This window comes from Apibacter sp. ESL0404, assembly GCF_019469245.1.
Lineage (GTDB): Bacteria > Bacteroidota > Bacteroidia > Flavobacteriales > Weeksellaceae > Apibacter.
The window spans coordinates 1,440,863-1,457,987 of sequence record NZ_CP048267.1 but is presented as its reverse complement, the minus strand read 5'-3'; the positions used below and the strand labels follow the sequence as shown (position 1 = coordinate 1,457,987).

The window sequence follows — 17,125 nt, the reverse complement described above, 5'->3', positions numbered from 1 at the left end:
ACACTAAAAGTTTATTTAGTATTTTTTAGTACGGTAATGATTTCATTGCTTATTTCTTCCGAAGTTTTTTGGTTAACCGCTATCTTATAAGCTGCCGACTCATAAAATGTTGAACGTTCAAATAAATGCTTGGCAATAAATTCCGGTAAAGATTCGTCTTCTAAATGCGCAATAAGAGGGCGGTGTTCTTTTTCTTTACTTAACCTTTTTGCCAATTCCGAAGCATTCATTTTTAAATAGAACGAGAAGCTTTTTTCTTTGATCTTATCCATGTTGCGATGATAAATGGGAGTACCTCCTCCTAAACTCAACACTATATTGTCACCGTTTAATAATTCATTCAGATAAAAATTTTCTTTTTTACGAAAATAAATTTCTCCATAGATGGAAAAAATTTCTTGAATGGACTTATTTTCTTGAACTGAAATATACTCATCTAAATCAATAAATGTTATGTTGAGAGATTTCGCAAGATATTTGCCAACAGTAGATTTTCCACTTCCCATATAACCCAATAAAGAAATAATCATACGTTCAGATTTTTTACAAATATCATATATTTTTATCAAATATATTTGCATACCCAAAAAAAGTCATTATATTTGCACTCGCTAAACGAAAATGCTTAGCAAACACTAAATAAAGACCTGGTAGCTCAGTTGGTAGAGCACAACACTTTTAATGTTGGGGTCCTGGGTTCGAGCCCCAGCCAGGTCACAATCTATTCAAAAAATAGATTATATATACATTTAGGGAGACCTGGTAGCTCAGTTGGTAGAGCACAACACTTTTAATGTTGGGGTCCTGGGTTCGAGCCCCAGCCAGGTCACATTTTGAAAATTCGCGCTTGAGATTCTCAAGCTTTTCTTGTTTATGACTCCGTAGCTCAGTTGGTAGAGCAATTGACTCTTAATCAATGGGTCGAGAGTTCGAGCCTCTCCGGGGTCACTTAAAAATCAATGAGTTACAAATTTTTTGTAGCTCTTTTTATTTCGCGTACGTAAACAAATCATAAACATCTCCTTTTTTTTCGTATATGCCTTGCTAATTTATAAGCATTTCTTCATATTTATTTAAGGTTATGATCAAAACTTGAACCTTGATTGCGTATTTTTATTTTTAAAATTACGAAAACTTTAATTTAAGCCATAAACTTATATTTTTTAAAATTTTCAAAGTAAATATCTGAATAGTGTTGATAATTCAACCAATTAGATTATAAATTCAAAATGATTTACTTTTTGGTGTAATGGTATAAAAATTAATTACATATTTATAGAGGATTTCATATATAATGGTGTTTTTTCATTATTGCAAAACTTAAGTTTTAAAAAGTTAATTGTAAATTATTTTATAGAGATATTTCTAAAATAAAGTGTTTTTATGATTATATAAAATAAAAAATTCGATGGATAGTTATTTATATGAATTTTTATATAAATGTGTAATAAGATAAAATTATAACCTAACTATTTAATTTCATTATATCAAAAAATATTATTCTGATAAAAATATAAAGCGTATTCTTTTGCTTCATTTGAATATTAATCTTAATTCAAATAATAATTTTATTGGTAAAATAATAAGTTACTAATAAAAATTATAAATTATTTAATAAAGAATATAAAATAATTGAACAATAAACCGTGATAAAATTTAATTTAAATCAATTTAAAATTTAATAATATGCTTAAATTTATTCTGTAACAATGTATATTGTAGTAAAAATATTTTATATTCGCATTTTAAATTTTTAAAATAAAAATCATAATATGAAAAAAAATGTACTTATTGTTTTAGTCGGAATCTTTATCAGCTCACGAGTTTTCGCTTTAGATCATCAACCTGAACAAGAAATTCAATTAAAAAAAAGCTCAGTAGCTTCCGCTAATTCAAATTATGATTCCATGGATGTCTTTGGGATCATGACTTTTCTTATGCAATATTCGGATCTATCCAAAAAATGGAATTATGAATTGGTTGGCTTAAGTTGGAACGAAATGTCGGAAGCTATTTATGGTAGTCCGGATAATGTTTTAAGTAAATTATCTTATTTATTTACATGGAAAGAAATAAATAATAGTAAAGTTTTACAAAAATTAAATTTAAATAGTAAATCATTTAGCGGAGTTTTTGATGGGAAATATTTTAAGAATTTAGAATATTTATCTTGTTCATCTAATAAATTTAATGATTTAATCCTAACGAGTAATAATAAATTAAAAGAGCTTAATTGTTCTAATAATTTAATAAATAAACTGAATATTACCAAAAATACTAATTTAGTTTATTTAAATTGTTCAAAAAATTTATTAGAAAATTTGGATCTAACGAAAAATTATTATTTAAAAGAATTGAATTGTAATAATAATAAATTGAATACAATAGATGTATTTAAAAATGTTAATTTGACTGTTTTATCTTGCGATAATAATTTCCTGAATAATTTAGATGTTTATAGAAATTTTAATTTAAAAGAATTAAGTTGCAGTAATAATCAATTATCTAATGTAAATGTATACTATAATTCAAGTTTAATTAAATTAAGTTGCGGATATAATAAATTAACTACATTAAATGTTACGAAAAACATTAAATTAGAGAATTTGTTGTGTTATAATAATCAGATAAAATCCATAGATGTAACCAATAATGAAAATCTTAAAGAATTAATAATTTATAATAACCAGTTGAAAGACTTAGATCTAACTTATAATGTTAATTTAATTACGTTATATTGTTCTTCCAATCAGTTAACCCAATTAGATGTATCTAAGAATAGTAAATTAAGAAATCTTTATTGTCATTACAATCAGTTAACTTCATTAAATATATCTAATAACTCAAATTTAGATCTTTTATATGCTTATTACAATCAACTCAAATTTTCTACTTTACAAGGAAATTTTCTTAAAATTAAGGATAATTATATAAATCCTCAATCCATAATAAAAGGAGGAACGAAAGGTTTTCTAGAATTAATCGATCTATCCTCTGAATATATAATTAATGGTAAAAAAACCTCATTTGTTTGGTTCGATAGAGCAACTAATAAAAAAGTGAATATTTTTGCATCTAACGGTATGTTTTATGCCGGACCCGAAAATATTGGCAGAACTTTAATTTGTTATATGGAAAATGATTTTATTCCCGGATTTAAGCAGGAATATGAAGTTACAATTTCAAATTCTATGATTCTTACAGCTAAAAATATGAATGCTTCTATACCTGAAGGTTTCAAAATGGTAGGAGTAAATGAAGATTTATTAAATTCTTTCCATGTTTCTCCCAATCCTTTTATAGACAACCTTAAGATTAATACATCATCTAAAGTTCAATCCGCAGATATATTTAATTTTTCCGGTAAAAAAGTAAAAACAATACCAATTATTAATAATAACATAATAAATTTAGAAGATCTCATCGCTGGAGCTTATTTTATAATATTTAAAACAGATCAAGGGTTTGTGTCCAAAAAAATTGTAAAAAAATAATATAAAGAATTAAAAGAGTAAAAACCTGCTATGTATAGCAGGTTTTTTTTACGTGGAAAATAGTGGGTTTGATATTGAAAGCGATAAATTTTAATATTAAAGATTGAATTTGTTAAAATAATTTATAGCATAAATAATTTAATTATTTATTTTTAAATAATGTTAAAATAAAAATATATTTATTAAATTAGCATATATAAATAATTAAAAAATTAAAAAATGTTATGAAAAAAAATCTACTTTTTATTTTATTGTGGTGTTTTACAGCAACACCACTGTTGGCAACAATTGATATTTCTAAACAAGAAAATTACTTGAGAGAACATTTTGTAGCATCCACCACCACCAATTATGACCCTATGGATGTGTATGGAATATTGAATTTTTTTATGCAATATTCGGAAAGTGAAAAAAAATGGAATTATGAACTGGCGGGGTTAACCTGGGAAGAAATGGCTAAGGCTATTAATGGAAATCCGGAGGTTATTTTTACAAAATTATCCGGTAAATTTGGTTGGAAAAATATCAATGGTTTAAAAGTTTTAACTCAATTAAATTTAAACTATAAAAATTATAATGGAGTTTTTAATGGGAATTATTTTAAGAACTTAGAAACATTGTATTGTACTGGCAATCAACTAACAACTATAGATATTTCTAAAAATGTTAATTTGAAAGGTTTATATTGTAATTCGAATCAATTAACAACCTTGGATATCTCTAAAAATCTTGATTTAACATATTTAAATTGTTCTTCCAATCAATTAACAACCTTGGATATCTCTAAAAACTTTAATTTGAAAGAATTATATGGTTATTCCAATAAGTTAAAAGCTTTGGATGTATCTAAAAATGTTAATTTGATGCTTTTAAATATTTATTCAAATCAACTAACAACCTTGGATGTATCCAAAAATGTTAATTTATTAGTTTTAAAGTGTTTTTCGAATCAATTAACAACCTTGGATATCTCTAAAAATGTTAATTTGTATAGTTTAAATTGTAATTTCAATCAATTAACAACCTTAGATGTCTCTAAAAATAGTAAACTAACATTTTTAGATTGTTATTCCAATAAGCTAAAAGCCTTAGATGTCTCTAAAAATGTTAATTTGACAGAATTATATTGTTATTCCAATCAATTAACAACTTTGGATGTCACTAAAAATGTTAATTTAATAACATTACATTGTAATTTGAATCAATTAACCACCTTAGATGTCTCTAAAAATGTTAATTTAACAACATTAAATTGTTATTCCAATCAGTTAACAACTTTGGATGTCACTAAAAATGTTAATCTACTATACTTATATTTTAGTGATAATAAGATAGACCAATTGCTTATTCCGACAGTTCATAAGATAAGTGAATTAAGTGGAATTAATAACAATTTAAAGTTATCCACCTTAAAAGGAAATTTTCTTACAATTAAATCTTTAACATTAAACCCACAAGCAACGCTTCAAGGAGGAGCTAAAGGTATTTTTGAATTGTTGGATTTATCATCAGAATATAGTATTGATGGAAAATATACCACCTATACCTGGTATGATAAAACAACTCAACAAGAAGTCGGTGTCTATGCGCTAAAAGGTAAATTTTATGCCGGTCCGGAAAATGCAGGCAAAACTTTAATTTGTAAAATGAAAAATGAATTAATTCCCAACTTTGTTTTAGAATATGAAGTAACGATAAAAAATACCGTATCATTTGCTTCAAGAAATATAAATGAAAACATACCGGAAGGATTTGTATGGGTAGGTCCACAAAAAAGTGAAACAGAATCAATACAACTAACTCCAAATCCGGTAATAGATGTATTAAAAATAAATACAGTAGCAAAAGTAACATCAGCAAGCGTTTACAATTATGCAGGAAAAGAAGTTAAAAGATATCCAAAGGTAATAAATAACGAATTGGATTTACAAGATTTACCTGCGGGAATTTATATCGTAAATCTTACAACCGATCAGGGAATACTTTCTAAGAAAATTATTAAAAAGTAAATTATAAAAATAAAAGAACCTGCTAAAGAGCAGGTTTTTTATAAGAAAAATATTGCGTTGGATGTTGTAAGAGATAAAATTTTTTAATAGAAAATAGAATTATTTAAAATATTTTATAGAATAAATAATTAACTATTTATTTTTAAATAAGGTTAAAATAAAAATAAATATATTAAATTAGCATATTTAAATAATAAAAAATAAAAAAAATGTTATGAAAAAAAATCTACTTTTTATTTTATTGTGGTGTTTTATAGCAACGCCACTGTTGGCAACCGTTGATATTTCTAAACAAGAAAATTACTTGAGAGAACATTTTATAGCATCCACCACCACCAATTATGACCCTATGGATGTGTATGGAATATTGAATTTTTTTATGCAATATTCGGAAAGTGAAAAAAAATGGAATTATGAACTGGCGGGGTTAACCTGGGAGGAAATGGCTCAAGCTATTAATGGTAATCCGGAGATTATTTTTACAAAATTATCCGGTAAATTTGGTTGGAAAAATGTCAATGGTTTAAAAGTTTTAACTCGATTAAATATAGGATACAGAAAATTTAATGGAGTTTTTGATGGAAGATATTTTAAGCACTTAATAGATTTAGATTGTGATGGGAATTACTTAACTGCTTTGGATCTCTCTAAAAATATTAATTTAACAACTTTAAGTTGTAATTCGAATCAATTAACCACCTTGGATATCTCTAAAAATGTCAATTTAACAAATTTGTATTGTTGTTCGAATCAATTAACCACCTTGGATGTCTCTAAAAATGTTAATTTAATATATTTGTTTTGTTATGAGAATCAATTAACCACATTGAATGTCTCTAAAAATGTTAATTTAACAAATTTGTATTGTTATAGGAATCAATTAACAACTATAGATGTCTCTAAAAATGTTAATTTAACATATTTATATTGTTTTAATAATCAATTAACCACCTTGGATGTGTCTAAAAACATTAATTTGAAAAGTTTAGGGTGTTATTACAATCAATTAAAAACATTGGATATATCAAAAAATGTTAATTTAAAAAATTTACGTTGTTTTGAAAATCAATTAACAACTTTGGATATCTCTAAAAATGTTGATTTGAGAACATTAGTTTGTGATTCGAATCAATTAACCACCTTGGATGTATCCAAAAATGTTAATTTGGTAGAATTATATTGTAATGTCAATCAATTAATAACCTTGGATGTATCTAAAAATGTTAATTTAACAACATTAAATTGTGATTTTAATCAATTAACCACCTTAGATGTATCTAAAAATGTTAATTTAGAATACTTTTATTTTAATAACAATAAGATAGCTCAATTGTTAATTCCGAAAATAAATAAGATAAGTGAACTAAATGGAATTAAAAATAATTTAAAATTATCCACTTTAAAAGGGAATTTTCTAACAATTAAATCTTTAAAATTAAACCCACAAGCAACGCTTCAAGGAGGAGATAAAGGAATTTTTGAAGTGTTGGATTTATCATCAGAATATAGTATTGATGGAAAATATACCACCTATACCTGGTATGATAAAACAACTAAACAAGAAGTCGGCGTCTATGCGCTAAAAGGTAAATTTTATGCCGGTCCGGAAAATGCAGGCAAAACTTTGATCTGTAAGATGAAAAATGAATTAATTCCAAACTTTGTTTTAGAATATGAAGTAAAGATAAAAAATACAGTTTCATTTTCATCAAGAAATGTAAAAGAAAACTTACCGGAAGAATTTGTATGGGTAGGTCCTCAAAAAAATGAAACAGAATCAATACAACTATTTCCAAATCCGGTAATAGATATATTAAAAATAAATACTGCAGCAAATGTAACATCAGCAAGTGTTTACAATTATGCAGGTAAAGAAGTTAAAAGATATTCAAGGGTAATAAATAATGAATTGGATTTACAAGATTTACCTGCGGGAATTTATATCGTAAATCTTACAACCGATCAGGGGTTACTTTCTAAGAAAATTATTAAAAAGTAAATTATAAAAATAAAAGAACCTGCTAAAGAGCAGGTTTTTTTATAAGAAAAATATTGCGTTGGATATTGTAAGAGATAAAATTTTTTAATAGAAAATAGAATTATTTAAAATATTTTATAGAATAAATAATTAACTATTTATTTTTAAATAAGGTTAAAATAAAAATAAATATATTAAATTAGCATATTATAAATAATAAAAAATAAAAAAAATGTTATGAAAAAAAATCTACTTTTTATTTTATTGTGGTGTTTTATAGCAACACCACTGTTGGCAACCGTTGATATTTCTAAACAAGAAAATTACTTGAGGGAACATTTTGTAGCATCCACAACCACCAATTATGACCCTATGGATGTGTATGGAATATTGAATTTTTTTATGCAATATTCGGAAAGTGAAAAAAAATGGAATTATGAACTGGCGGGGTTAACCTGGGAAGAAATGGCTAAGGCTATTAATGGAAATCCGGAGGTTATTTTTACAAAATTATCCGGTAAATTTGGTTGGAAAAATATCAATGGTTTAAAAGTTTTAACTCATTTAAGTATAGGCTCCCAATACTTTAATGGAGTTTTTGATGGAAGATATTTTAAGCACTTAGAATATTTAGGTTGTTATTATAATCGATTAACAGCCTTGGATGTATCCAAAAATGTTAATTTGGAATATCTAAATTGTTTTTCCAATAAGTTAACAACCTTGGATGTGTCTAAAAATGTTAATTTAACATATTTGTATTGTTATGAGAATCAATTAACAACCTTGGATGTGTCTAAAAATGTTAATTTAACAAATTTGTATTGTTATAGGAATCAATTAACAACTATAGATGTCTCTAAAAATGTTAATTTAACATATTTATATTGTTTTAATAATCAATTAACCACCTTGGATGTGTCTAAAAACATTAATTTGAAAAGTTTAGGGTGTTATTACAATCAATTAAAAACATTGGATATATCAAAAAATGTTAATTTAGCACATTTAAGTTGTTTTGAAAATCAATTAACAGCCTTGGATCTCTCTAAAAATGTTGATTTGAGAACATTAGTTTGTGATTCTAATCAATTAACCACCTTGGATGTATCCAAAAATGTTAATTTGGAAGAATTATATTGTAATTTGAATCAATTAACCACCTTAGATGTCTCTAAAAATGTTAATTTAACAACATTAAATTGTGATTTTAATCAATTAACCACTTTAGATGTCTCTAAAAATGTTAATTTAAAATACTTTTATTTTAATAACAATAAGATAGCCCAATTGCTTATTCCGAAAGTTCATAAGATAAGTAAATTAAGTGGAATTAATAACAATTTAAAGTTATCCACCTTAAAAGGGAATTTTCTTACAATTAAATCTTTAACATTAAACCCGCAGGCAACGCTTCAAGGAGGAGATAAAGGAATTTTTGAAGTGTTGGATTTGTCATCAGAATATGCTATTGATGGAAAATATACTACCTATACCTGGTATGATAAAACAACTAAACAAGAAGTCGGCGCCTATGCATTAAAAGGTAAATTTTATGCCGGTCCGGAAAATGCAGGCAAAACTTTAATTTGTAAAATGAAAAATGAATTAATTCCCAACTTTGTTTTAGAATATGAAGTAAAGATAAAAAATACCGTATCATTTGCTTCAAGAAATATAAAAGAAAACATACCGGAAGGATTTGTATGGGTAGGTCCTCAAAAAAATGAATCAGAATCAATACAACTATTTCCAAATCCGGTAATAGATATATTAAAAATAAATACTGCAGCAAATGTAACATCAGCAAGTGTTTACAATTATGCAGGTAAAGAAGTTAAAAGATATTCAAGGGTAATAAATAATGAATTGGATTTACAAGATTTGCCTGCGGGAATTTATATAGTAAATATAGATACCGAAATAGGAAAATTATCCAAAAAAATTATAAAAAAATAAGTTAAACAAAAATAAAGTAAAAAACCTGCTAAAGAGCAGGTTTTTTTTATTTATGAGTTGATAAAATTATAAACGTTTAATGATAAAACACTTCATTAAAGACCGATTTAAAATAAAGTTTATAGTTCAATTGCACATATAATTCCCTGCTTATTACGTATGTTTTTTTTGCTAAAAATTACCTGTGCCAATTTCTATAGATAATCATGGAAATAATTGATTCTCAAAAATTAAACGGGATCCATGTTAGAATCTACAAATAAAAAATATTTTATTTTTAATAACTAATTATTTAAATAATTATTGATATATTAGCATATTAAAATTTATAAAATAATAATATTATGAAAAAAAATTTATTTTTTTATGTTGTTATGCGCCTTATTAAGCGTAACAATGCTGGCTAAAGATCCTGTTTTGGAAAAAAGACATTATTTAGTAAGTAATTTTGATGTTTCAAAAATCTCTGTTTATGATCCAAGGGATGTTTTAGGAATTTTGAATTTTTTAATGCAATATTCTGAAGAGGATAACAAATGGAATTATGAACAGTTAGGGTTGACCTGGAAAGATATGGTTGATGCCATAAATGGTAAACCTCACTCCATTCTCTTAAAATTTTTTAACAGATTTGGGTGGGAAGACAAAAATGGTATTAAAGTTTTAACTTTTCTTGATTTAAGTAATTACAGACATTTAATTGGAACTAAATTTTACGGTGAATTTGATGGGAAATACTTTAGAAATTTAAAAGAATTATCTATAAACTCAACACAATTAACCTCAATTGATTTATCTAAAAATTTAAAGTTAACAAGATTAGTTTTTAAAGAAAATTATTCAGCTTCATTAGATGTATCAAAGAATATTAATTTAAAATTTTTAGATTGTAGCGAAAATTCATTAAATAATTTGGACTTGTCAAAAAATGTGAAATTAGTAGATTTGTATTGTTCTAATAATCAACTTATCACTTTAGATTTATCACAAAATGTGGAATTAGAAGAATTATACTGTGATAATAATCAATTAACATCATTGGATTTATCAAATAATTTTAAATTAAAAGAATTAAATTGTTCTAAAAATAAATTAAATACTTTAGATGTATCGAATAATAAACTTGAATATTTATTCTGTTATAAAAATGAACTAATAACTTTAAATGTTTCCAATGCTATTAATTTAAAAAATTTAAATTGTTCTGAAAATAAACTAACTAATTTAGATGTATCAAATAGTACAGAGCTAAAAGAATTAGATTGCAGTTTAAATAAGCTTACTTCTTTAAATACATCTAAAAATAGTAAATTAAGTATACTCACTTGTAACTATAATCAATTAGGCTCATTAGACTTAACGGCTAATAAATTATTTGTATTAATTGCAAATAATAATCAATTTAAAATTTCAACCCTTAAAGGTGATTACGCTAAAGTAGCAATTGTCGCATTTAATCCACAATCAACTCTACAGGGAGGTACAAAGGGTTACTTAGATATATTGGATCTTTCTTCTGAATATAATATTCGAGGAAAGAAAACAACCTATGTTTGGTATGATAAAGCTACTAAAAAAGAGGTAAAAGTGAATGGAAGTAGAGGTAAGTTTTATGCAAATCGAAAAAATGCAGGAAAAACATTGATTTGTGAAATGAAAAATGATTTAATTCCCGATCTAAATTTAAGGTACGAAGTAACCATAGCCAATTCAGCAAGATTTGTTGAAAATAATACGAATGCGTTTGCTATTGAAGAAATTAAATCAGAAAATCCTTCAAAAAATTGGGCTGAATCAGTTTTAATATATCCTAATCCGGTTGTTGATATTGTAAAGATCACATCACCTTTTAAAACTTTATCTATTGATGTGTATAATTATTCTGGAAAATTAGTAAAAACTTTTCCATCGCTTAAAAATAACGAAATAAATGTGCAAGACCTGGCTCCCGGAATTTATATAGTAACACTTACAACCGATCAAGGTATAGTTACTAAAAAAATCATAAAAAAATAATTTACAAAAATGTAAAAAAACCTGCACTTGATGCAGGTTTTTTTATTTTGAAATATTATTTAAAACTATATAATAGATAACTTATACTACTGTTTAAAATCCTTTTTACTCAATGAATAAATTTAGAATTTACCGTTTTTATTTTTATGATCAGCATTTGCAGGTATGGTTTCCACAATATCCCAATGTTCAGCAATTTTGCCATTTTCAATTCTGAATAAATCATAGAATGAAGTGGGTTTATTGGCCATAACGCCTTCAGAAACTACTAATACAAAATTTCCTTCTCCTAAGATTTTATGAATTTGAGTGTATTTGAAAGTAAGTCCCATTTTAGTCAATTTCTCTAAGCCGGCTTTTAATCCGTCTAACCCGTCACCAATGAGTGGGTGGTGTTGAATGTAATTATTTCCGTTAAAATAATTTTCCAAGTTGGAAGGATTTTTACCCATCAATACATCCGTTACAAAACCTTCGGCTAACGCTTTGTTTGCTTTCAATCCGGCCTCATCGGTTTCTTTGATAGTAGTATCACCATCTATCAATGTATGTCCGCTTGGATTTTTCGGTTTTTCAGCTTGTAAATTGTCCCAATGTTCTACAATTAATCCGTTTTCAAAACGGAAAATATCAAATCCAACGGTTGGAGTTTTATACCCATATTCCGTTTGGGCAACAACATAATCCCCGTCACTCAACATACGTACAATGTTAACACTCGGTTTAGAGGCTGATAAACTTTTCATAAGGCTCTTAAACCCTTCAACACCGTCAGCCGCTTCCAAATTATGTTGAATATATTTATTCGGATTAATGTATTTCAACGGTTCTTCATTTCCTGTGCTAAATGAAGAAAGTAACTCCCTAACTTTTTCTTTATTAGAAGGTTCTTTGTTTTCTGTGGTAGGATCTTCTACCTTTTCAGTGTTTGTTTGATCCGTAGCTTCAACAGGTTCTTTTTTAGTTTGGTTGCAAGAAACTGCCAACAAAGCTATTCCGACTACCGCTGCTAGATAACTTATTTTTTTCATATTATTATAAATTAATTATTTATTATTCATAAATTCACTTATAGGTATTTTTAATTTATTATGTTTATAAAAACAGGCGTATTCAGTGTTTTTCAACTGTTGTAAGAATTTTATTCGTGTAAAGGTAAGTGTGGATTTTATGAGTATAATGATAAAAAGTATGCCAAAGCTGATAAATTTAGGACAGGTGTTGCTTTTTAAAATCGATAGGGCTAATACCTACCCACTTTCTAAAAAATTTGCTGAAATTGGTGGGTTCGTCAAATCCCAGTTCAAAAGAAATTTCCTTTATATTGAGTTCACTGTAAACCAAAAGTCTTTTTGCTTCTAATAAAATTCGTTCATCAATATATTCTTTGGGACTTTTACCGACAGTGTTTTTAAGAGCTTTTGATAAAGCTTTGGGCGATATACCCAAACTGGAGACATAATCGTTTACTTTTCTCAGGATCTTGTAATTTTTTTCTACAGCGAGTGAAAACTCTAAAGTAACAGGATAACACGAAGAAGAAAGAATATTTAACGAATGACTAGTAATTTTTTTTGAATAAATAAGAAAACTACTCAGTAAATGATGTAAAATATCGGGAATATAAGGATCTTGTTCAGGAGAATAGATTTTTTTCATCAATTCCCAAATGGAATCTAAATATTCATGCGTTTCAATAGGAATATTTTTGGTAAAAGGGTTGAAAAGCTCTGATTGCTTAATTAAACGCCTTTCGTATTCATTACGAATATAAAAATCATCGGTAAACAAAATAATTTCACCCGTATAGGCAGATTCCACATCAAAAGATAAAACTTGATCTTTGCCGATAAATAAAATTTGTCCTTCCCTGACTTCAATCGGACTAAAATCTACTTTTTGAATTGTTTTACCGCTTGTAATCCGTATAATTTGATAAAAATTTGTTCTATGCGGCTTACTGGTTATAGAACATGCCCTTTGATTCATCTGAGTCAAATTTTTTATTTCAAATCCAAAAGGTAAAAGTTCATTAAAGGTGTAAGATATCAAAAGAAAATTTTATACAAAGATAAAAAAATCGAAGTCATATAAACAAAGCATTATTTTATACACATTTTTATGATACTGTTTATGCTTTTGCATAAAAAATATCTATGTTTCGAAATACTAATTGATTATCTTTTATAATTTAAAAATCGTTTACGTAGCCATTCTCGAATCGGCATATCATAAAATTTCATGGACAAATAAGCAACAATGATGGAAATTAAAACGACCAGCAATCCATATTGCCATGATTGCTCCAAGGAAAGTTGATGATTGGCAATATAAGCCATATAAATATTAATAAATGGAAAATGGGTAATATAAATAGGGTAGGAGATGTCTCCCAGAAATTTACATACTGTCATTGCTTTCGGATTTTTTATTTTTCCTCCTGCGCCCAACCATATAATCAAAGGAAAGAAAATCATTAAACATATGCATTCATACCAGCGATTCCATAAATTATTTTCACCTCCTAAATGAGGTACGGATAGAAGTATGATCAACAAAAGAGAAGTTATCAAAAAAGCATGATTAATAAAACGAAGTTTTCCAATCCTGGCTAACAATAATCCGGCTAAAAAAGGAAAAGCTAAACGGGTAAAACCGATTCTTAACTGAATAGGGTCATCAATAGACCATCCCCCAATGATGTCACCTATCGGATTTGTAAACGCATATTGAATCGTAACTCCGGCAGCAACAAGTACCAAAATAGAAAGTATTAATTTGCTGATTCTTCGTAAAATAAGGGCATAAATGATATTGGCTATATATTCAAGAAATAGAGACCAGGCAGGACCGTTCAGAGGATACATTTCATTCCAACCGCGAATGTCTAAGCCTTTTCCGACAGGAATTAAAAACATGCCGATAATCATCAATAGAACTAATTTCAAAAGAGAAACATCAGAAGTAGCTTTCCATCCCAATGAAGGAGCATCCTGGAAATAATATAATAAAGCCCCTAAAAGCATCCCGGCAATAATCATAGGATGAAGTCGAATGATACGGCGTTTAAAAAAATCTTTTAAAGTCATACTTCCCCACCGATCATCGTATGCATATCCTAAGACAAATCCGGATAACATAAAGAAAAAATCTACAGCCAAGTATCCATGGTTTATAATTTGCAAGCTGTGATCACCGCCCGTATAAATTTCAAGAACATGGAATAAAACCACCATAATAGCAGCAACTCCTCGTAAACCGTCAAGAATTACATAATGTGGCTTGGAAGCTTTTAAATCCGTTATATTTTTCATCATTTGAAGATATTGATTTCTTATTCGGATAACAAAAGTAAACTAATGATTAGTTGAACTATTGAAATATATTCTATTATTATTGTCTTATATTTGTATACAAATAATGCGTAATATTAGTAAGTGTATAAAAACATCAAATACATTCACTTGCCAACATTTGAAAATCAATCTTTTCGATTTGATCATGTAAAAATATATTGGAATGAACAGGTAACTTTCCATGAACAAAAAACATGGGAATTATCCTACATAATAACCGGCAGTGGAACCAGAAAAATGGGGGATCGGCTCGAACCCTTTCAATGCAACGAAATCGTTCTTATCCCCCCTCATATCCCTCATTGTTGGCTTTTTGAAGAATCCGATTATGATGCAGAAGGTAAGATTGAGAACATTACCCTTACATTTTCTGATCGATTTCTTGATAATTGTAAATTAACTTTTAGCGAATTGCAACCATACATCCAAAAAATACAAAATTATAAACAAGCAATATCATTTATAGGAGCTCATTTGGCGAAACTTCAAAACATTTTGAAACAGATGATTGATCAATCGGAGATTGAAAGGATTTCATCTTTCATTCAAATATTAACACTTCTAGGTAATTCCGATCATAGAATATTAGCAGGTAACCGAATAGAGGAAGATAAACAAATCCTTCGGTTGCAAAAAATACAACTTTATATAATGAACAATTATCAAAATACCATTACTTTAGAAGAAATGTCCCAATTAGTGAATATGAATAAATCGTCATTTTGTATTTTCTTTAAAAAGATGATGGGTAAATCTTTGATGACTTACTTAAATGAATTTAGGGTGGAATCTTCCTGTCAAATGATTCAAAAAACCAATATGACCATTGCAGAAGTATGTTATTATTCAGGTTTCAAGGATGTGCCTTATTACAATAGAATTTTTAAAAAAATTAAAAATTGCACACCCAATGAATATCGAAAAAGATTTTTTCAAACTGGAAGGTAAGTAACTGTCGAAAGATTACACTATAAAAAAATTGCTTATCTAAGTGTGGAAAAATTTAAAATTACCTTAGAGGTGAAATACTAATATTAGTATATTTGCAAAGCTAAAAATAAATAATTTTTAAACTCACGTGGTGGAATTGGTAGACACGCCATCTTGAGGGGGTGGTGTCCATAGGATGTGCCGGTTCGAATCCGGTCGTGAGTACTTATTTTGAAATCTTTTATTTACTGTTATAATTTGATTATTCATATTATTTATTATGAATATATTTAAGGTATTAGATAAAAAGTTGATTAAAGTAAAAACGAATTTTTAAATTTTAATTTCTTTAATTAAATTAAAAAGTAATTTTATACAAATTTTTTATTTCTAGAATTTAGATAAATTTTTTGGTTGGTTATAATCAAGGGAAGATGTGTAAATATATTATTACTAAGTTTATCTCTATACTTGTAAAAATACTATTGAATATTTTTTATACTTTATAACTAACTTGAACTTTTATTTAAACCTTTACCATAATTTCGCTTATAACAATAAAAAATTTACATTCAAATCCTAAAATCAGAAATCTATATAAAACTTATTATTTTAATAATGCAATATATTTTCCATTCATAATAATTTATTATTTTTCAAGTATTTTATTTATAGCATTTCTTTTCTCTATATTAGTTAAATATTCCTGCATCAATTTATACAAATCATATTTTCCTAAAGATCCTCCATTTAAATTTAAAACTTCAGTAAATATTAAAACAGCATTATTAATATCATTGATATCTAAAAACTCAAAATCTCTAGAAAATTTTTGGTCTTTGAATTTTTTAAATCCTTTATTATAGATTTTATTTAATATATCAATTAATTGACAATGGTTATTAAAATTATTCATAATTTACTATATTTTTTTGTTATTTATTTATTTTTATTTTTTCAATATGTTGTAGAATATTATTCTTTTTCAATTACATTTATTAATATAACTTTATATTGAATTATTTTATTATTTATACTGATTTTTAAACAATTTATAGACGAATATTTTATTTTAAAATATTAAAATTATATAATTAAATACAAAGACGAGTAAATCATTTATTAATAATGTTCTATTAAAAAATTATTGGAATTATTAAGAAATAGTAAGTATTAGCTTATATTTATTAATAGAATTCATATATCCAAAAAAGAGTTATTTATTATATTTAAAGGAATTGTTTATACTTAATCTAAGAATTGATTAAAAAAGAATTATTAAACAATAACACTTTTGCTATTGAATCTTTAATTAATTTAAAGAATATATTAAATATATAAATACATTTTATTATAAATTTACGTGAATAAAAATTTGACTTG

General features: G+C 26.4%; 11 protein-coding genes and 4 tRNA genes. 10 read left to right on the top strand and 5 right to left on the bottom strand.

The window, feature by feature from the left end; genetic code table 11:
• Window positions 1-11 precede the first annotated feature (11 nt).
• Complete coding sequence (locus tag GYM72_RS06175) at window positions 12-530, bottom strand: shikimate kinase (protein ID WP_220263795.1); 519 nt, start codon at window positions 528-530, stop codon at window positions 12-14.
• A gap of 114 nt (window positions 531-644) precedes the next feature.
• Between GYM72_RS06175 and GYM72_RS06170 the strand changes: the two genes are divergently transcribed.
• The 8 genes from GYM72_RS06170 to GYM72_RS06135 all read left to right on the top strand — a co-directional run bounded on the left by GYM72_RS06170 (window position 645) and on the right by GYM72_RS06135 (window position 11,456).
• A tRNA-Lys gene (locus tag GYM72_RS06170) sits at window positions 645-717 on the top strand.
• Window positions 718-756: 39 nt separating this feature from the next.
• A tRNA-Lys gene (locus GYM72_RS06165) sits at window positions 757-829 on the top strand.
• Between the two features lie 46 nt (window positions 830-875).
• Window positions 876-948: transfer RNA gene (locus GYM72_RS06160), tRNA-Lys, on the top strand.
• Window positions 949-1,772: 824 nt separating this feature from the next.
• The gene (locus tag GYM72_RS06155) at window positions 1,773-3,494 is read left to right on the top strand and encodes a T9SS type A sorting domain-containing protein (RefSeq protein ID WP_220263794.1); all 1,722 of its coding nucleotides are present in this window, start codon (window positions 1,773-1,775) and stop codon (window positions 3,492-3,494) included.
• 224 nt (window positions 3,495-3,718) lie between these two features.
• Window positions 3,719-5,503, top strand: a complete 1,785-nt coding sequence (locus GYM72_RS06150; protein WP_220263793.1) for a leucine-rich repeat domain-containing protein — start codon at window positions 3,719-3,721, stop codon at window positions 5,501-5,503.
• 214 nt (window positions 5,504-5,717) lie between these two features.
• On the top strand, window positions 5,718-7,502 hold the full coding sequence (locus tag GYM72_RS06145) for a leucine-rich repeat domain-containing protein (RefSeq protein WP_220263792.1): 1,785 nt from the start codon (window positions 5,718-5,720) through the stop codon (window positions 7,500-7,502).
• 216 nt (window positions 7,503-7,718) lie between these two features.
• Complete coding sequence (locus GYM72_RS06140) at window positions 7,719-9,440, top strand: T9SS type A sorting domain-containing protein (RefSeq protein WP_220263791.1); 1,722 nt, start codon at window positions 7,719-7,721, stop codon at window positions 9,438-9,440.
• A gap of 366 nt (window positions 9,441-9,806) precedes the next feature.
• Window positions 9,807-11,456 (top strand): T9SS type A sorting domain-containing protein, encoded by a 1,650-nt coding sequence (locus GYM72_RS06135; protein ID WP_220263790.1) that lies wholly within the window; start codon window positions 9,807-9,809, stop codon window positions 11,454-11,456.
• 122 nt (window positions 11,457-11,578) lie between these two features.
• Here the strand turns inward: GYM72_RS06135 and GYM72_RS06130 are convergent, their stop codons facing one another.
• From GYM72_RS06130 to GYM72_RS06120, 3 genes are all read right to left on the bottom strand, one after another.
• Window positions 11,579-12,487 (bottom strand): nuclear transport factor 2 family protein, encoded by a 909-nt coding sequence (locus tag GYM72_RS06130; RefSeq protein ID WP_255571459.1) that lies wholly within the window; start codon window positions 12,485-12,487, stop codon window positions 11,579-11,581.
• A 178-nt stretch (window positions 12,488-12,665) separates the two neighbouring features.
• Entirely contained in the window at window positions 12,666-13,508 is an 843-nt protein-coding gene (locus GYM72_RS06125) for an AraC family transcriptional regulator (protein ID WP_220263789.1), read from the bottom strand.
• Between the two features lie 125 nt (window positions 13,509-13,633).
• Window positions 13,634-14,773, bottom strand: coding sequence for an acyltransferase family protein (locus tag GYM72_RS06120; RefSeq protein ID WP_370626007.1), 1,140 nt, complete (start codon window positions 14,771-14,773; stop codon window positions 13,634-13,636).
• Window positions 14,774-14,920: 147 nt separating this feature from the next.
• Here GYM72_RS06120 and GYM72_RS06115 point away from each other — a divergent pair, with 147 nt between their 5' ends.
• Together GYM72_RS06115 and GYM72_RS06110 are read left to right on the top strand one after the other, a co-directional pair.
• On the top strand, window positions 14,921-15,760 hold the full coding sequence (locus GYM72_RS06115) for an AraC family transcriptional regulator (RefSeq protein ID WP_220263788.1): 840 nt from the start codon (window positions 14,921-14,923) through the stop codon (window positions 15,758-15,760).
• Window positions 15,761-15,884: 124 nt separating this feature from the next.
• Window positions 15,885-15,967: transfer RNA gene (locus GYM72_RS06110), tRNA-Leu, on the top strand.
• Between the two features lie 424 nt (window positions 15,968-16,391).
• On the opposite strand, the gene GYM72_RS06105 is transcribed toward GYM72_RS06110, so the two are convergent.
• Entirely contained in the window at window positions 16,392-16,658 is a 267-nt protein-coding gene (locus GYM72_RS06105) for a hypothetical protein (RefSeq protein WP_220263787.1), read from the bottom strand.
• Between the last annotated feature and the right edge of the window lie 467 nt (window positions 16,659-17,125).